General features: G+C 36.1%; 19 protein-coding genes. 10 read left to right on the forward strand and 9 right to left on the reverse strand.

All coding sequences use genetic code 11. The features are described 5' to 3' along the window. Nucleotides 1-149 precede the first annotated feature (149 nt). The gene (locus tag CIG1485E_RS07260; protein ID WP_038455015.1) at nt 150-1943 is read left to right on the forward strand and encodes a hypothetical protein; all 1794 of its coding nucleotides are present in this window, start codon (nt 150-152) and stop codon (nt 1941-1943) included. Nucleotides 1944-1960: 17 nt separating this feature from the next. Here the strand turns inward: CIG1485E_RS07260 and CIG1485E_RS07265 are convergent, their stop codons facing one another. Genes CIG1485E_RS07265 through mqnF form a run of 3 tightly spaced genes read right to left on the reverse strand, consistent with a single transcriptional unit; the run spans nt 1961 to nt 4697 of the window. Beyond that, nucleotides 1961-2626, reverse strand: coding sequence for an MOSC domain-containing protein (locus CIG1485E_RS07265; protein ID WP_038455017.1), 666 nt, complete (start codon nt 2624-2626; stop codon nt 1961-1963). Further along, complete coding sequence (gene sppA / locus CIG1485E_RS07270; RefSeq protein WP_038455019.1) at nt 2623-3486, reverse strand: signal peptide peptidase SppA; 864 nt, start codon at nt 3484-3486, stop codon at nt 2623-2625. The genes CIG1485E_RS07265 and sppA overlap by 4 nt, the downstream gene beginning before the upstream one ends. Beyond that, on the reverse strand, nt 3474-4697 hold the full coding sequence (gene mqnF / locus CIG1485E_RS07275) for an aminofutalosine deaminase family hydrolase (protein WP_038455022.1): 1224 nt from the start codon (nt 4695-4697) through the stop codon (nt 3474-3476). The genes sppA and mqnF overlap by 13 nt, the downstream gene beginning before the upstream one ends. Nucleotides 4698-4796: 99 nt before the next feature. Here mqnF and aroQ point away from each other — a divergent pair, with 99 nt between their 5' ends. Genes aroQ through fliY form a run of 9 tightly spaced genes read left to right on the forward strand, consistent with a single transcriptional unit; the run spans nt 4797 to nt 11899 of the window. Then, nucleotides 4797-5267 (forward strand): type II 3-dehydroquinate dehydratase, encoded by a 471-nt coding sequence (gene aroQ / locus CIG1485E_RS07280; protein ID WP_162472320.1) that lies wholly within the window; start codon nt 4797-4799, stop codon nt 5265-5267. Further along, nucleotides 5260-6285 carry a M24 family metallopeptidase gene (locus CIG1485E_RS07285; RefSeq protein ID WP_038455026.1) on the forward strand — a complete coding sequence of 342 codons (1026 nt, stop codon included), beginning with the start codon at nt 5260-5262 and terminating at the stop codon, nt 6283-6285. Before aroQ ends, CIG1485E_RS07285 begins: the two co-directional genes overlap by 8 nt. Next, entirely contained in the window at nt 6285-6773 is a 489-nt protein-coding gene (gene folK / locus CIG1485E_RS07290) for a 2-amino-4-hydroxy-6-hydroxymethyldihydropteridine diphosphokinase (protein ID WP_038455028.1), read from the forward strand. The genes CIG1485E_RS07285 and folK overlap by 1 nt, the downstream gene beginning before the upstream one ends. Continuing rightward, complete coding sequence (gene flhF, locus CIG1485E_RS07295) at nt 6773-8089, forward strand: flagellar biosynthesis protein FlhF (RefSeq protein ID WP_038455030.1); 1317 nt, start codon at nt 6773-6775, stop codon at nt 8087-8089. The genes folK and flhF overlap by 1 nt, the downstream gene beginning before the upstream one ends. Beyond that, nucleotides 8070-8936, forward strand: a complete 867-nt coding sequence (locus CIG1485E_RS07300; protein ID WP_038455032.1) for a P-loop NTPase — start codon at nt 8070-8072, stop codon at nt 8934-8936. The genes flhF and CIG1485E_RS07300 overlap by 20 nt, the downstream gene beginning before the upstream one ends. Nucleotides 8937-8949: 13 nt before the next feature. Further along, nucleotides 8950-9300: a hypothetical protein gene (locus CIG1485E_RS07305; RefSeq protein WP_038455034.1), complete on the forward strand. Its 351-nt coding sequence runs from the start codon at nt 8950-8952 to the stop codon at nt 9298-9300. Further along, complete coding sequence (locus CIG1485E_RS07310) at nt 9272-9976, forward strand: RNA polymerase sigma factor FliA (protein ID WP_038455036.1); 705 nt, start codon at nt 9272-9274, stop codon at nt 9974-9976. The genes CIG1485E_RS07305 and CIG1485E_RS07310 overlap by 29 nt, the downstream gene beginning before the upstream one ends. After that, nucleotides 9976-11070 carry a flagellar motor switch protein FliM gene (gene fliM, locus CIG1485E_RS07315; protein WP_038455038.1) on the forward strand — a complete coding sequence of 365 codons (1095 nt, stop codon included), beginning with the start codon at nt 9976-9978 and terminating at the stop codon, nt 11068-11070. Before CIG1485E_RS07310 ends, fliM begins: the two co-directional genes overlap by 1 nt. Further along, the gene (gene fliY / locus CIG1485E_RS07320; RefSeq protein ID WP_038455040.1) at nt 11060-11899 is read left to right on the forward strand and encodes a flagellar motor switch protein FliY; all 840 of its coding nucleotides are present in this window, start codon (nt 11060-11062) and stop codon (nt 11897-11899) included. Before fliM ends, fliY begins: the two co-directional genes overlap by 11 nt. Before the next feature lie 12 nt (nt 11900-11911). Here fliY and CIG1485E_RS07325 read toward each other — a convergent pair whose 3' ends face one another. The 6 genes from CIG1485E_RS07325 to CIG1485E_RS07350 are packed head-to-tail and all read right to left on the reverse strand — an operon-like array spanning nt 11912 to nt 16311. Then, nucleotides 11912-12673: a tRNA 2-thiocytidine biosynthesis TtcA family protein gene (locus CIG1485E_RS07325; RefSeq protein ID WP_038455042.1), complete on the reverse strand. Its 762-nt coding sequence runs from the start codon at nt 12671-12673 to the stop codon at nt 11912-11914. Beyond that, nucleotides 12670-13356, reverse strand: a complete 687-nt coding sequence (locus tag CIG1485E_RS07330; protein WP_038455044.1) for a 5'-methylthioadenosine/adenosylhomocysteine nucleosidase — start codon at nt 13354-13356, stop codon at nt 12670-12672. Before CIG1485E_RS07330 ends, CIG1485E_RS07325 begins: the two co-directional genes overlap by 4 nt. Then, nucleotides 13353-14270, reverse strand: coding sequence for an ACP S-malonyltransferase (fabD, locus tag CIG1485E_RS07335; protein WP_038455046.1), 918 nt, complete (start codon nt 14268-14270; stop codon nt 13353-13355). Before fabD ends, CIG1485E_RS07330 begins: the two co-directional genes overlap by 4 nt. Before the next feature lie 8 nt (nt 14271-14278). Continuing rightward, nucleotides 14279-14896: an FKBP-type peptidyl-prolyl cis-trans isomerase gene (locus CIG1485E_RS07340; RefSeq protein WP_038455048.1), complete on the reverse strand. Its 618-nt coding sequence runs from the start codon at nt 14894-14896 to the stop codon at nt 14279-14281. A gap of 26 nt (nt 14897-14922) precedes the next feature. Then, nucleotides 14923-15795 carry a tetratricopeptide repeat protein gene (locus tag CIG1485E_RS07345; RefSeq protein WP_038455050.1) on the reverse strand — a complete coding sequence of 291 codons (873 nt, stop codon included), beginning with the start codon at nt 15793-15795 and terminating at the stop codon, nt 14923-14925. A gap of 3 nt (nt 15796-15798) precedes the next feature. Continuing rightward, the gene (locus tag CIG1485E_RS07350; RefSeq protein ID WP_038455052.1) at nt 15799-16311 is read right to left on the reverse strand and encodes an OmpA family protein; all 513 of its coding nucleotides are present in this window, start codon (nt 16309-16311) and stop codon (nt 15799-15801) included. Nucleotides 16312-16321: the final 10 nt, after the last annotated feature.

Here is a 16321-nt window from a genome sequence, read left to right on the forward strand (position 1 = left end):
TTTATAAATTTATCCTTAAAACAAAATTCAAATACAATAACTCCACTCTAAAATAAACTAAAATATATTAAGATAACAAGTGTTAAATTTGTGATATATAAATTTATTTTTATTATTACCGATTTATGAATAAAATATAAGGTGTTTAAATGTATTTAAATCTGCAAAGAGGATTTTCGTACGACGCATTGCAGTTTATGCAAAAATATAAACCATATGTAAAAGGCAACATCGAAATAGACGTGGATACTGTTGTCATCGACAAACTTTTATACCTAAACTCTAGCAAAGTAAATATATCGGCTACTGATATAAAATTAAAAAATGGTGAATTAATTATAAAAAATGATGAAATATCAATCGCTAAAGGCAAATTAAGCTTTTTGACTTACGGCGTCATAGATGATATGACAATTAGCCAAACTAACGATATCTTAGGAAATTATAAAAAGCCAGAACCTAATAAAAATTTGGAGTTACACATATCTACACCATTTTTGCAAAACATAAGCTACGCAAATAAATTCACTCCAGATGCTGAGCATTATGAGATTAAAAACTACTCAAACCCAAACCAAGCAATCCCAAATTCCTACTACCTTAACTCCTATGCAAACTCAAATTTAATCAACACCAAATTTGGTAAAGCTGAATTATTTTTAGATTTAGCTGGGGATAATGATAAATTAGGCGTTGGAAGCTTTAACTCAAATTCACAGCTATTTAGATTTGATAGTGATGGCAATGGGTTTGTAGATAAAAATGATGATTACTTTGATAAACTAAAAGTTAGGGCTTATGATGAGAATGGAAATGAGATAATAAAGAAGCTTAGTGAAGTAGTTGATAGTATAAATCTAAAAGATTTTATAGATAGTAAAAGTAATGCCTTAAATAAATGGAAAAAAGATGTAAGTGGCAATGGCTGGGATGAAAAGACATATAAACAACAATTTGATATGATAAACTCATATAATCCCTATTCTAACTTTAAAGCTGAAATTAGATATGAGAGTATGAATAACAATGATATAAAAGAGCTTTCTAAACTAGCTGATAAAGATGGCTGGATAGATGCTTCAGACTTACAAGGATTAGCAAATCTGGCTTATGCCAAAAAAGGATTTAATGGCAATTATAAATTAGAAGAGCTTAATTACTCAAATGATAAAGTAGGCTCATATAACCAATACTCTAAATTTAACTCTTTATATGAAGATTATATGGCTGAGATTAATGCATTAAATGGATTTTTTGATAGTTATAAACAGAGTGCTAGTAGTGAGATTTTAGCTGAGTTTGTGGATATTATAAAAAATCCTAGCCTTAAATCAACTCTAATGCTAAATTTAGAAAAAGAATTCACCAATCTAACTGGCCTTAAATTTACCCTAGCAAACCTAGAAAAAGTCAAAAATAGCTTTGAGAGTGATAGAAGTTTAGCAGCTAATATGCTAAAAGACACAGACGCACTAAGTGCTATAAGAATAAACAAAAATGGAACATTTACTCTTAGATTTAATAGTGGAAGAGAGATAAATGTAGATAAGCTATATAAAGATAGTGGCAAAGCATTTGATATTGAGCTAAATATAAACGCTGATTTTATGAGTGAAGATGAATTAAATCAAAGCTTAGATTTAAGTGTAAGTATGGCAAATATAAAAGATAAGCTTACAGGCGAAGTACAAACAAAATCTTTAAAAGAGCTTGGAGTAAAGATAATAAATAAACTATTAAATGGTAAATTTGCACTTCATACAAATGATGGTAAAAGCATAATAGTAGATCAAATTTACACTAAGATAGATCAAAATCAAGATACAAAAGAAAATAGTGGATTAAATAAAGAAGATGATAAATTAAACAGACAAAACAATGAATTAAATTTGATAAATGATAAAGTTAGATTTTATCCCAAACCTCTTAGGGTTTGGGCGTAAATTTTAGGCATAAAAGCTCAAAGCTGGCTCATATATGAGTCATCATAAATCCCATCAGTTCGCTCTTTTACCGTTTTATCCCAGCCTGGAGCTATGGTTTTTAGCTCCTTAAATTTGCTTAGCAAATGCTCGTTTTGTTTTGGTGCGTAAAATAGCTGATTTACCTCCATTACGCTCATATTTGCCGCGTCTTTTTCTATCACTTCTACCACATCTCCAGCCTTGCAACTCCCAGCACTCAAAACACGGTAATACCAGCCAGTAAGCCCAGTTTTGAAAATCTCTTTTGTGAAGTTTTTCTCATCCCAAACTCCAGCTATCTTAAAACAAGGCTTTCTTGGTTGGCTCACTTGCAAGATAATAGAGCCGATTTTATGCACGTCGCCCACGTGGACGCTATTTTCATCCATACCATCGATGCAGAGATTTTCGCCCATGAAGCCTATTTTCATCTCTTTACCAAGATATTTACTCCAAATTTCATAATTTTGCAAGCTATTTGCAAACACAGCTTTTTGCTCTCCGCCGTGGTGTTTTGTGTCGCTTATCTCATCGCCTTCAAAGCCACTTTTAGAGCAAAACAGCTCACCCTCTACGCTATTTTTAAGCATTCCAGTCTCGAAGCTCACATTTGCGCCATTTACCTTTTGAATCTTGCCGATATGCAGTGAATGCACCCTCATCTAATCTCGCCTCCAAAAAACACTTTCATCATCAAATTTGCACTTTCTTTGGTTAAATTTGATATAAATTTATCCATGACTGGTTTTTCTTTCCAGATTTGCTTGCTCACTCCAGATAGGCTAGCTAGCTCATCTTTAGCCTCTTTTATGCTTTTTACATCATCGATTAGCCCCAAGCTCACAGCCTCACTGCCCAAAAATACTCTTGCATTTGCCCAGTTATCTTTAGCTTTTACATCAAGCCCTCTAGCACTCGCCACATCGGTATAAAACATCTCGTAGCTTCTATCTATCAGCCCTTGAAGCTCTGCTTTTTCTTCATCGCTCCACTGCCTTGCAAATGTCCCAGCTTCTTTAAATTTACCAGCTTTTATGGTTTGGGCTTTAATACCGATTTTATCGGCTAACTCTTTGATATTTGCACCTTGCATTATCACGCCAATCGATCCGATGAAGCTACCGCGGTTTGCGTAGATTTTATCCGCCCAAATCCCAGCATAATAACTCCCACTAGCCATTGTTCCACTCGCATAAGCTATGGTTGGCTTTTTGCTTGCAAGCTCTTTTATCGCGTCACTCATCGCAATACTTGGCGACAATGCCCCACCAGGACTATCAATATCTAGCAAAACGCCCTTTATACTATCATCATCCATCGCAGCATAAATCTCGTCCAAAACCTCATCAGCCAAAACTATCTCGCCTTTAATGTCAATAGTGGCTAAATTTGGCACTTTTGGAGTGCTTGAGTTTGCCAAAATCAGCACAACAATCAAGAAAAAAATCGAACTTTTAAAATAAGTATTGACAAACTTAAAAACAGCCACAAATGGCGCAAAAATCATCTTTAAAATTTGCATAATTCACCTTTGATATATAAATTTTTAACCTCCTTTGTATGGAGTATGAGTTGCAAGGCAAGTTGATCTAACTCTTGCAAATTTAACCCACCAAACACGCTTATATCGGCTTCTTTACCAACTTCTATAACCCCATTTTCTAGCCCTAAGGCCTTAGCCCCCCAGCTTGTAGATGCGCTAAGAAGCGTTTTTGCAAGGGCTAAAATCTCCATATCGCTATGAGTAAATAAACAAGCCCTAAGCTCATCAAAAAAGTTAAGAGTGTTGTTTGAGCTAAGTCCGTCTGTAGCGATGTTTACAGGGATTTTAGCATTTAAAACTTTTTGCAAATTTAGCTTTTTTTTGCTTAGAAGTCTGTTTGAGCGAACGCAATGAGTTATAGAGTGAAATTTGGGGTCAAATTTACTAAGATAATCATCAGCAAAAACGCAGTGCGTAAAAAGAGTTTTAGCCCCCTCAAAATACGCTAAAAATGAGCTTGGATCATACATTGGCTTGGCAAATTTATTGAAGCTCATAAGCCAGTTTTTAAACTCGCCATTTCCGCTTTCTAGCCAGTTTTTTTCATGTTCACTTTCTAAAAAGTGAGTAGAAATTACCAAATTTTGCTCTTTGGCCAAATTTAGCGCCATTTTAGTAAGTTTTGGGTGAGTTGAGTAAGGCGAATGCACAGAAATCGCTGGGATAAATTTATCACTTTTAAAGTTATTTGCCCTCTCAAATCTATCCATAAATTTATCCCAATTTGCCCCTACCGCCTCATCACTTGAGCCCAAAATCTCACTAAAAAACACAAATCTCGCTTGTGAGCTGGCACAAATCTCAATATCACTCCCAAAGCTAGAAATCTCGCCGATAGTCCCCACGCCGCTTTTCATCATCTCTAAAATAGCGTTTTGCATGGCTGATTTTTTAGCCTCAGCGCTCAAACTTTCTCTATTATTTATCACGCTTTTAAGCCAGTTTATGAAATCGCCATAACTCAGGCTTGAAACATTTGAGCTAAACTCAAGATGAGTGTGCGGATTTATAAATGCTGGCATCAAAATATCATTGCTAAAGTCCAAAATTTCAGCATTCGGATAAGTTTTTGCAAGCTCGTCAAATTTAGCAATACTACGAATTTTCTCATCAAAAGCAACTGCAAAATCTTCTAAAATATCAAATTTTTCATTACAAGTTATTATATATTTTGCTTTTATGATTTTCATTATTTATCCTTTAAGAGCCAAAGATTATAGCAAAAATTTAGCAATATTTTTGTACAATCTTAGTTAAATTATTTTTTAAGGATTAAAATGAGCGATCAAATGAAAATCATGGTTATCCAAGGACCAAATATCAATATGCTAGGCAAAAGAGAGACTGGAATCTACGGTCATATGACTATGGAAGGCATACACGAGCAAATGAAATCAGTCGCTGATCAAGCTGGCGTGGAGATCGAGTTTTTCCAAAGCAATTTTGAGGGCGAAATCGTAGATAAAATCCAAGAGTGCCTTGGCGAATTTGATGGTATTATCATCAATCCAGCAGCCTACACTCACACTTCTATCGCTATAAGAGACGCTATCTCAGCAGTCAAGCTTCCAGTTATCGAAGTACATATCAGCAACATTCACCAAAGAGAAGAGTTCCGCCAAAAAAGCCTTATAGCTCCAGTAGCTGCAGGTCAAATCGTAGGTTTTGGGCCAGTTGGATACCATTTAGCCATGATGGGAATGCTTCAAATTTTCGAGCAAATCAAAGTAGTAAGGGCTAGAGCCGAACAAAATGCGTAATTTTATCTTAAAAGATGAAAATGCCGTATTTTTCGAGTGCGGTTACTCTTGCGATAATGAAATTTTTATAAGCGTTGATGGGCGTGGATACTTCATCACAGATCCACGCTACTACATAGAAGCCAAAGAATGCGCGAAAAACTGCGAAGTCATAGAAGCCAAAGGCAACTTAATCAAAGAAGCTAGGCTGCTTCTAAGAAAACTTGGCGTCAAGATGATCTGCTTTAATCCAAACGATTTTAGCCACATGGAGTACAATCTTCTTAGCTACAATCTTGGGGTGCATTTCATCCAAAGACCAAATTTTTCGCAGATAAAAAGAATGGTTAAATCTAAATTTGAGATAGAAATTCTTAAAGACGCGGCCAAATTTGGTGCTGAGAAATTTGACGAGTTTGGCGAGTTTGTAAATAAATTTGGTATTGGAATGAGCGAAAAAGAGCTAAATTTTCACGCTCAAAATATCTTTAAAGGCAGTGGCAAATTTGGTCTAAGCTTTGCGCCAATTGTAGCGATAAACGCAAACGCAGCCAAAGCTCACGCACTTCCAAGCGACACTATTTTGCAGCTTGGCGACCTGCTTTTGCTTGATGCTGGAATCACTTATAAAAGATTTTGTTCAGATAGGACAAGGACAGTTTGCGTGCAACCTGGCTTTAAATTTGACAAAAATCAAAAGTTTGATGACGCCAAAAAAGATGAAATTTACAGTATCGTAAAAGAAGCCCAAAAACTAGCTATAAATGCCGTAAAACCAGGCGTACAAGCTAGTAAAATAGATACAATTGCAAGAGAATATATAGCCAAATTTGGCTATGCAAAAGAGTTTTTCCACTCCACGGGTCATGGCGTAGGACTTGACATACACGAGCTGCCAAACATAAATGCCAAAAGCAGCGTGATCTTGGAGCCTGGAATGGTCTTTAGCGTTGAGCCTGGGATCTATTTGGAGGGCGAATTTGGCGTTAGGATTGAAGATGTCGTCGTAGTCACAGATGATGGATGTGAAGTTTTATAATGCAAACTTTAAGGCTATTTGAAGCAAAAAGCATCATAAAATCAAAGCTTTTTCCATCATCACGCAAAAGCGTAAACGCGTATAAATACCAAGCCCTCATCGGACTTGGTGGCAACATCGGCGATACGAAAAAACGCTTTGAGATGTTTTTATATAAAATCAAGCAAGATAAGAGATTTTTTATAAAAGAATCATCAATTATACTGAAAAATAGTGCGTTTGGATTTAAGGAGCAAGATGATTTTTTAAATGCTGCCTTGCTGCTAGAAACCTCACTTTATGCCGGAGAGATTTTGAAGCTTATGCAACATTTCGAGCAAATTTTTAAACGCAAAAGAAGCTTTAAAAATGCTCCAAGAACGCTTGATTTGGATATTTTATATTTTAGTAAAAAAACAAGAAATTCACCTAGACTAAAGCTTCCCCATCCTGGAGCTAGCAGCAGACTAAGTGTTATCATCCCAATTGGATCGATGAAAGGAATATAATGGCTACAGTGCTGAAAACCTTTACTGGTGAGAGCGCCATAGAAGCGCTTAAAAGAGCAAAAGAAGAGTGTGGCGAAAGCGCTATGCTAGTCACAACAAAGCAAATTCAACCAAAAACGCTCAATAAAAAACCAGTTTATGAAATCCTTGTAAGCGTAGAAGTAGATGAAAAGCCAGCTCCTAGCAAAGAGAGCATAGATAACATAAAACAGCAAATTTCAGCCTACACAAAAGGTAGCTACACAAAGTCAGCCGCCCAAGCCCTACCACAAGCCGATGAGAGCGTACTTCTAAACATTTCAAAAGCAGCTAAAGAGATAAGCAAGGTAGCAAACGTCACCCAAGCTCAAATAGATAATGTAACAAACGGCGAAGAATACAATAAAAAAATCGATGATGTAGCCAAACAAGTAAATAAGCTAAATGACAAAATTTCGCTCATCGCTGATATGATTTGGGATGATAGAAGTGAGCTTAGAGATGATATAACCATACCTCCTGAGTTTTCTACCATATACAAGCTTGCTAAACAAAGCGGTATGAAAAACGAGCATTTAAAATCAATAATGCAAACAACAATCCAAAATATGCCAGCTTCTATGAAGGCAAATGGAACTGCTGTAAGAAGGTATTTTTACTCACTTTTAAGAAATATGCTTCCTTGCAGAAATGAGAATTTAGATACCAAAAAACAACGCATAATGATGTTTGTCGGCCCAACTGGAGTTGGTAAAACAACAACGCTTTCAAAACTAGCTTATAAATTTGCCCACAGTGGCGATGTGAGATACAAAACAGGTATAATCACTCTTGACACTTATAGATTAGGAGCAGTCGAGCAGCTCTTCCAATACGCCAAAATAATGAGTATACCGATACTTGATGCCATTGAACTTGAAGATTTCAAATCAGCCCTAAAAAGTCTTAGCAATTGCGATTTAATCTTGGTCGATACCATGGGAAGTAGCCAATACGACAAAGAAAAGCTAACAAAACTAGATAAATTTCTAAAAGGCTGTGGAGCCAAAATAGATGTAAATTTAGTCCTTTCAGCTGGATCAAAGGTAGAAGATTTGCTTGAAATTTACGATAATTTTTCGTTTTTAGACATTGACACTCTTATTATCACCAAATTTGATGAAACAAAAATCTTTGGCAATGTCTTTTCATTAGTTTATGAAACGAGCACGCCAGTGAGCTTTTTTTCTATAGGGCAAAACGTCCCAGATGACATAGTGGAGGCTAGAAGCGAGTTTTTAGTCGAGTGCGTTTTAGAAGGGTTTAGCAAAGGAGATGATGATGGATCAAGCAGATAAATTAAGAGAGCTAATGAGCTCAAACAAACCAGCAAAATCCACTCATTTCATAGCCATAACAAGCGGCAAAGGCGGAGTTGGCAAATCAACAATTAGTGCAAATTTAGCCAATGTCTTAGCCAAAAATGGGTATAAAGTAGGTCTTTTTGACGCTGATATTGGGCTTGCAAATTTAGACGTCATACTAAATGTCAAACTCAAAAAAAATCTTTTAAATGTGCTAAAAGGCGAGTGTGAGCTTAAAGATATACTAATAAAAGTCAAAGAAAATTTGATCCTCATACCCGGAGATAGTGGCGATGAGATATTTAAATTTAACGACCAATTCATACTAGAAAGATTTATAAGCGAAGCTAGCGTGCTTGATGATCTAGACTTCATCATCATCGATACTGGTGCTGGAATTGGCTCAAATACCCAAGTATTTTTGCAAGCTTGCGATGAGATTATCGTAGTCACAGTCCCCGATCCTGCAGCTATAACTGACGCTTATGCCACCATAAAAGTCACATCAAAAATGAAAAAAAATATATACATGATGCTAAATATGGTAAAAAACGAAACCGAAGCCGTGCGTATCTTTGAAAATATCAAAAAAGTAGCCAAAGCAAATATACCCCATGAGCTTGATCTTGAGCTTCTTGGATATATCGAGCTAGATAAGATGGTCTCAAAAAGCATAAAACAAAGAACTCTTTTTAGCGATGACGCACCACATATCAGCCCAAGCATAGAGCTAAAAAAAGCAGCCAGCAAATTGCTTTATAAATTGGAACGAAAAGTGCTTGACGATACGCAAGATAGAAGTTTTAGTGGCTTTTTTAAACGTCTTGTGGAACAATTTTAATCAGGTTGGACAATTGAAAACAGATAATTTCATAGCTTTTTTTACTGTTTGTGGATTTTTTATAGGACTTATGTTTGTCGTCATAAAAATAAACGATCCAGTTGAACTAGTCTTTTATACATTGCTTATCACATTGTTTTTTTATATCACAATTCACATAGCTATCATGAACTATGTAGATGCGAGCAAGACAAACGCAGCTAGATTTAACAAAGATAAATATGAAGAGGTAAATGACTACCTCATCAATGAACTAGCTATAAGAGAAAAAAAACTAGAAAGCATCATATCAATCACTCCAGAAAAAATAATACTAAAAAAACAAGGCAAAAAGCATGAACGAGTTAAAGCAAAAGCAGCTTGATGCCTACCAAATGACTCTCAAAAAAGAAAGAGATGATTTAGTACTATCATATATGCCAGCGCTCAAAGCAATGGCTTTTAGGCTCAAAACTAGACTTCCAGCATTTATAGATGCAAATGATCTCATAAGTATCGGCGCAACCCAAATGGTAAAACTATCCAAAACCTACGATAAAGAGCAAAATGACAACTTTTGGGGCTATGTCAAACAAAGAGTTTATGGCTCTATGCTAGATTATTTAAGAGGGCTTGATACTCTTAGCAGGGGCGATAGAAAGCTAGTAAAAGAGATAGACGCGGCAATAAATGATTATTTTAATAAATTTGAATGCGAACCAGATGATGCCTACCTTGCAAATTTACTTAGCATAGAAGAGAGCAAAATCAGAGAAACAAGAAATCTAAGCGATGTTTGCGTAGCACTTCCTTTAGATGAGCAGTTTGAGATACTTAGCGATACAAATGTAGAAAACAAGATAGAAAAAGACGAGCTTATAGAAAAAATTTCAGAAGTTTTAAAAGACTTCAACGAACGCGAACAGATGATAATACAACTGTATTATTACGAAGAATTAAGTTTAAAAGAGATAAGTGATATTTTAGAAATCACAGAGTCTAGGATTAGTCAAATTCACAAAAGACTCATAACTAAAATTAGAGAAAGGCTAGGATTTTAATGGCTGATATTTTAAGTCAAGAAGAGATTGATGCCTTATTGCAAGTCGTAGATGAGGATGGCGATACCGCAGCCGTATCAAACGATACACCCATAGAAGAGCAAAAACAAGTCATCATATATGACTTCAAGCGTCCAAACCGCGTCAGCAAAGAACAACTTCGTGCAGTAAAAGGCATACACGATAAGCTCTCACGCAACCTAGCTAGTCAAATTTCAAGCATTATGAGAAGCATCGTTGAGATCCGCTTGCACTCAGTAGATCAGATGACTTATGGTGAGTTTTTGATGAGTTTGCCAAGCCCTACTAGCTTTAACGTCTTTTCTATCAAGCCACTTGATGGAAACTGTGTTTTGGAGATAAATCCAAGCATCGCCTTTCCTATGATAGATAGGCTTCTTGGCGGCAATGGCGATGGATTTGAGAGCAACAGAGAGCTAACAGACATCGAGATAAATTTGCTTGATGCAATTTTGCGTATAATGATGCAACGTCTAAAAGAGTCATGGTCAAGCATCACAGATATGTATCCAAACGTAGAAGCCAAAGAAAGTAGCCCAAACGTCGTCCAAATCGTAAGCCAAAACGAAATCGTCATCATGGTCGTTATGGAGATCATTATCGGTAATTCAAGCGGAATGATAAATTTATGCTATCCTGTTATCTATCTTGAGCCGATCCTAAGCCGCCTTGCCAACCGCGATATAATGCTTGGCGAAACAAGTGCAAAAAAAAGCCGAAATAAAGAGTTAAAGACGCTAATCGGACGTGCAGAAGTGCTATATGAAGCGATTTTAGGCAAAAGCGTGATTAGCGTAAGCGAGTTTTTAAATTTAAAAGAAGGCGATATACTAAAGCTAGATAGAAGTGCTGATGATAAAGCTATTGTCTGCATAGATAAAAAAGACGTTTTCTTAGCCGAAATCGGTCTTCATAGATTTAGAAAATCTATCAGAATAGATGAGCTTATCAAAACAGATAAAGATGAAATAAAAACCATACTAGAGCAATACGAAGAAGACAGAAAAGCCAAAATAATGGCTTATCAAGAAGAAGAAAATAAAGAACCTGAGGAAGATGACGATGATGAATAAATTTTTAGACATTTTTACAAATGAATGTAAAGCAACCATTGAAGGTTTGACTGGTCATACCCCAAGTTTTGGTAGTGTTGCTGAGTATGATGCCCCTACTCAAGATGGCATTCGCTCGCCTATAGTCATGGCAAATATCGCAGTAAGTGGCGATCTAAATGCTAAACTAGTCTTGCTCGCTACACCACTTCTAATAAGTGCTATAAATGACTGGATGCTTGGTGAAGAAGAAATAACTGGCAATGAAGATATAGGCGATGATGAACTTGACGCTAGCAAAGAGATATTTTCTAATATATTTAGCGCTATTTCATCAAATATCAATGCTCAAAAAGACATGCCAAAACTTAGTTTTGAAATACAAAAAGTTAGCTTTTTAGACGATACTCAGCCAATAGAGTTAAGCTCTTATGAAAAGTTATTTTTATATCAAGTTGGTATCGATGAGATTTCGGAGCAACTTGGTTTAGCGGTTGATTTTGCTTGTTCTAAATTTTTTAACAAATCAGAAGAGGTAGCGCCCAAAAAAGAAGAAGCACCGAGCAAAAAAATAGAGATAAGCGAAGAGATAAGAAATATCGGACTCATCATGGATGTAAGGCTTCCTATAAGGGTTCGCATAGGCTCAAAAAAAATGCTTTTAAAAGATGTTTTGTCTATGGATATCGGCTCAGTTATCGAGCTAAATCAGTTAGCAAATGACCCGCTTGAAGTCTTAATCGGAGATAAGCCAGTAGCTCTTGGGGAAGTGGTGATAATAGATGGAAACTTTGGCGTCCAAATCACAGAAATAGGAACCAAAAAAGAGAGACTAGAGCAGTTGAAATAATTGCTCTAGTTTTTAATCTTCTAAATTTAAATCATCTAGATCAAAAAACGTATCTTTGTGTATATTTTCAAAAGCAGCTTGTAAGCTGGTGAATAATTTTGGATTTTGGCTTTCTAAATTTGCCAAAAGTTCCTTTGTCTCATGTCTAGCGTGCGGCATTTTCACATCAAATCTCATCGCTGGACAAGCCTCATCGCCAATGACAAATAGCTCATTTCTAGTAGCATTATCTCTTAGCTGACGCTCACGCACATTTATAAGTGGACGGATCAAAATAAGACCGTTTTTGGCTTTGTATTTTGGAGCTAGGGTTCTTAGCGCTCCATTATAAGTGAAATTCATAAAAAAGCTCTCAGCAGCGTCATCAAGATGATGAGCGATAGCAAGTTTGTTAAATCCATGCTCCAAAGCATAAGTATAAAGATATCCACGTCTCATACGGCTAAAAAAACTACAAAAGCTCGAATTCTTACGAATCTTATCCTTGCTAATTTCAAAAATAGAGCTATCAATCACGCTATGCTTGATCCCATGCTCTTCGCAATGCTTCGTAAGATAAGCGTAATCCTCACCCATGCCATAGCTCAGCGTAACAGCTTCAAACTCAAATTTCTCTGGAGTTACGTTTTGAAAATGCTTCAAAATATGAGCAAGTGCTAGGCTATCTTTGCCACCACTTAGCCCAAGAAGTATCCTGTCGCCCTTTTCAAACATCTTATATTTGGCGTTTGTTTGACCAACTTGACGGATAAGTTTTTTGCTTAGATCTATCATAGATACTCTACCATACCAAGAACAAATTTAGCTGATTTTTGAGCTACTTCTTCAAGGAATTTATCAAAATCAATCTCCGCGCCACCATTTGCTTCATCGCTGATAGCACGCATTAAAAAATACGGGATATCAAGAGTAGCGCATACTTGACCCACGCTAGCACCCTCCATCTCGACAGCATCAGCATCAAAAGTTGATTTGATCCACTCTTTTTTCACAGGGTCACATATAAATTGATCCCCGCTAGCTATAACTCCACCGACAAGATTTATGCCATTTTTAGCAGCAACTATTTTAGCAATCTCATTAAGCTTATCATCTGTTTTTTCATAGACATTTATACCAGGGACATAGCCATAAGGATGCCCAAACGCACTTATATCAAGATCGTGCTGAACTGTGCTTGTAGTATAAAGGATATCGCCGATTTTTAGCTTTTCATTTAAAGCCCCAGCAACTCCTGTAAATAACAACATCTCACACTTAAATTTTTCTATAAGCAATGTAGCAGTTAGCGTAGAGTTTACCTTGCCTATCTTTGAATAAGCTATAACAAGGTCATGATTTTTATATTTAGCTAAATAAAACTCGTTTTTAGCGTATTTTACAGTTTCGTAATTTTGAAGTTTATCTAAAAGTGGGGCTATCTCATCTGACATAGCCCCAAGGATTGCTATTTTCATGCTAGCTCCTTTAGCGCCTCTTCAAGTGAGCTTAAATTTGATATGCTAAATGTAGGTTTTGATGTGATTTTTTTATTCATACCTTTTAAAACACTAGCTCCAAACTCAATAAAACAATCTACTTCATCTTCATAGTTTTTGATACTTTGTTTGTATAAAACTGGCTTAACCAACTGCTCTTTTAGAAGCTCAAGCGCATCAGATTTTGTAGAGTATTTGTGAGATGTTACGTTTGAAACAACCGGAGCAAAGCTATCTTTTATAACAGTTTTTAGCTCATCAGCAAGGCTCAAACTCGCCTCTTCTAAAATAGGGCAATGGCTAGCCACGCTCATATCAAGTAGCATTGCTCTTTTAGCTCCAGCTTCTTTGAAAGTGGCTTCCAATGACGCTAGATCATCTTTTACTCCAGCTACTACTATTTGGCCATCGCAGTTGTAGTTCGCAGCCCAAACGCTCTTATTTGAACGTGAATTCAGGCAAATTTCTTCTACTTTTTCATCTGATAAACCAAGTATAACCATCATTCCAGCTCCCTTACCCATGCAAGCTTTAGTCATAAATTTACCACGCAAATTTACAAGTTTGATACACTCAAGCATATCTAGCCCACCACTCACACCAAGAGCAGAAAACTCACCCAAAGAGTGACCTAGGCTAAATTTTGGGGTTAAATTTGATGAATCTTTAAAAGCAAGATAAGTCATAAAAGAGTTTAAAACTATTGCTGGTTGGGTAAATTCAGAAAGTCCAAGTTTGTCATTTTCTTTAAACATTAACTCTTTAAAGTCAATACCACAAAAATCACTCGCACTATCTAAAAGCTCTTTTGCCACACTGAAATTCTCATAGATTTCAAGACCCATGCCAAAGCTCTGAGAGCCTTGACCTGGAAATAAAAATGCACTATTCATTATATTTCTTAGTGATGATGTTTTCCGCAGCATCCGCCGCCATCTTTGTCATGATGCTCGCCACCACAACACTCATCTTTGTCATCATGATGATGGTGTCCGTGTCCGCCGCAGCACTCATGACCCTCTTCATGGTGGTGATGACCATGACCGCCACATCCGCATACGTGAGGCATAGCTACGACGCCAGTTGCTTCTTCATCAGCGTCAGCATCTCTATTCTCAGTTACTTTTACATTAAACTCTAAATCTTTGCCAGCGTAAGGATGGTTGAAATCGACTGTGACTTCATTATCACTGATATTTTTTACTGTTACTCTTACAGTGCTTCCATCTTCTCCCTCACCAAAAAGCTCCATACCGACATTTAGCTCAATACCAGCAAATTGCTCTTTTGGAAGCACTTGAAGTGCACTCTCATCATACTCGCCAACACCATCAGCTGCTAAAATAGTAACAACTGTGCTTTCTCCAGCTTTTAAATTTAAAACACCAGCTTCTAAAGCTTCTAAAACTTGATTTTTTCCACTTACAAATGCTATTTCTTGTGAATCAATATTTGACTCTAAAAGTTCGCCAGTTTTAGCGTCTTTTAGTTCATAAAACATTTTTATTACTTTTGACATTTATATTCTCCTAAAAATTTAAATATTTATTTGCGATTTGGTGAAGCTTTTGCTTCTTTACTATCTGGGTAAGCTTGTTTTAATGCCCCATAAAATTTATTGGCACTTTTTTTGTCACCAGTTTTATCAAAGCTAATTGCTGTATGATATAAAAGCTTTGGCATATAATCTGCCTTATCATATAGCTCTACACTATTTTGATAATACGGTATAGCTTGAAGATAGTTTTTTTGAGCATATTCTATCTCACCAAGCATAAAATTTGAATATGCTGGTTTGTGATTTTTATCTGCCAAATGCTCAAAATACGCTTTTGCGTTTACGTAGTCTTTTTTCTTATATGCATTGTCTGCATCTTTTAGTATATCAGCTAAAGATTTACCATCTAAATTTGATTTTTTTTCTATATTATCGCTTGGTGTTTGTTCGTTTTGACCTGCGACATTTCCAGTTTTACTAGAGTTTATAGAATCAATTAAAGAGCTTAACTCAGAAATTGCTTTGGTAATTTTTTTGTAATTTTCTTCTTGGATAGCTTGATTTTTTTTAACAATCTTTTTTAAATCTGTAATTTCATTAGTGACATTTACATCATTAATATTGATTTTATTTTCAAGCTCAGAAATTCTAGTATCTAAATTTACACTAGATTGATTTAATCCATCTACCACGGTTCGAAGTCCCTCTATACTCTCTTGAGCATAGCTTATATCGGATTGAACACTTCCAATATTTTGGTTTAATTTTTCGACTTTTTGTTTGTTTTTTAATAGAATTTTTTCGTTTTCGGTAAGGCCGTAAGGATTTTCTTTATCAAGGTTGCCTGCATCAAATACTGAAACTTCAGCATTTAAAGTTACAGCCCATAAAAGGGCTATAACTAATAAAGTTCTTCTCATAAATTATGGAAGTACTTTGAACTCGTCGCGACGATTTTGAGCGTCACAAGCTTTTGTTTTTTCAGTACATACAGGTTTGCTCTCACCATTACTTGTAATTTCAATTCTATCAGCACTAACACCTTGATTTACTAAAGCATCTTTAGCAGCTTTAGCTCTTTTTACGCCTAGAGCGTAGTTGTATTCATCACTACCCCACTCGTCGCAGTTACCTTCAACCATAACTTTAAGAGCGTCTGCACCATTTTGGTTAAATAGTGAAGCGTTTGTATTTACAACACCTTGCATATCTGAACGAATGTTAAATTTGTCAAAATCAAAGTAAACATTTTTTACTTGGCTTTGTATTTGGCTTGCAAGAGCACTTAATCTTTCTGCATCACTCATATCAGTACTTGACATAGAGCCTGAGTTATTGTTTGCATTGGCATTCATGTCTACTTCTGGAGCTTTTGAGCTACAACCAGCCATAAACAAAGCACCAGCAACAGCTGAAACTAAAACTAAATTTTTCATTTCCTAACCT

It is taken from the genome of Campylobacter iguaniorum (assembly GCF_000736415.1).
Taxonomy (GTDB): Bacteria; Campylobacterota; Campylobacteria; order Campylobacterales; family Campylobacteraceae; genus Campylobacter; species Campylobacter iguaniorum.

What these genes read in the sequence shown, in the direction of transcription:
- CIG1485E_RS07260 (WP_038455015.1), top strand. Translation starts at nt 150, where the DNA reads ATGTATTTAAATCTGCAAAGAGGATTTTCGTACGACGCATTGCAGTTT.
- CIG1485E_RS07265 (WP_038455017.1), bottom strand. Translation starts at nt 2,626, where the DNA reads ATGAGGGTGCATTCACTGCATATCGGCAAGATTCAAAAGGTAAATGGC.
- sppA (WP_038455019.1), bottom strand. Translation starts at nt 3,486, where the DNA reads ATGCAAATTTTAAAGATGATTTTTGCGCCATTTGTGGCTGTTTTTAAG.
- mqnF (WP_038455022.1), bottom strand. Translation starts at nt 4,697, where the DNA reads ATGAAAATCATAAAAGCAAAATATATAATAACTTGTAATGAAAAATTT.
- aroQ (WP_162472320.1), top strand. Translation starts at nt 4,797, where the DNA reads ATGAAAATCATGGTTATCCAAGGACCAAATATCAATATGCTAGGCAAA.
- CIG1485E_RS07285 (WP_038455026.1), top strand. Translation starts at nt 5,260, where the DNA reads ATGCGTAATTTTATCTTAAAAGATGAAAATGCCGTATTTTTCGAGTGC.
- folK (WP_038455028.1), top strand. Translation starts at nt 6,285, where the DNA reads ATGCAAACTTTAAGGCTATTTGAAGCAAAAAGCATCATAAAATCAAAG.
- flhF (WP_038455030.1), top strand. Translation starts at nt 6,773, where the DNA reads ATGGCTACAGTGCTGAAAACCTTTACTGGTGAGAGCGCCATAGAAGCG.
- CIG1485E_RS07300 (WP_038455032.1), top strand. Translation starts at nt 8,070, where the DNA reads ATGATGGATCAAGCAGATAAATTAAGAGAGCTAATGAGCTCAAACAAA.
- CIG1485E_RS07310 (WP_038455036.1), top strand. Translation starts at nt 9,272, where the DNA reads ATGAACGAGTTAAAGCAAAAGCAGCTTGATGCCTACCAAATGACTCTC.
- fliM (WP_038455038.1), top strand. Translation starts at nt 9,976, where the DNA reads ATGGCTGATATTTTAAGTCAAGAAGAGATTGATGCCTTATTGCAAGTC.
- fliY (WP_038455040.1), top strand. Translation starts at nt 11,060, where the DNA reads ATGATGAATAAATTTTTAGACATTTTTACAAATGAATGTAAAGCAACC.
- CIG1485E_RS07325 (WP_038455042.1), bottom strand. Translation starts at nt 12,673, where the DNA reads ATGATAGATCTAAGCAAAAAACTTATCCGTCAAGTTGGTCAAACAAAC.
- CIG1485E_RS07330 (WP_038455044.1), bottom strand. Translation starts at nt 13,356, where the DNA reads ATGAAAATAGCAATCCTTGGGGCTATGTCAGATGAGATAGCCCCACTT.
- fabD (WP_038455046.1), bottom strand. Translation starts at nt 14,270, where the DNA reads ATGAATAGTGCATTTTTATTTCCAGGTCAAGGCTCTCAGAGCTTTGGC.
- CIG1485E_RS07340 (WP_038455048.1), bottom strand. Translation starts at nt 14,896, where the DNA reads ATGTCAAAAGTAATAAAAATGTTTTATGAACTAAAAGACGCTAAAACT.
- CIG1485E_RS07345 (WP_038455050.1), bottom strand. Translation starts at nt 15,795, where the DNA reads ATGAGAAGAACTTTATTAGTTATAGCCCTTTTATGGGCTGTAACTTTA.
- CIG1485E_RS07350 (WP_038455052.1), bottom strand. Translation starts at nt 16,311, where the DNA reads ATGAAAAATTTAGTTTTAGTTTCAGCTGTTGCTGGTGCTTTGTTTATG.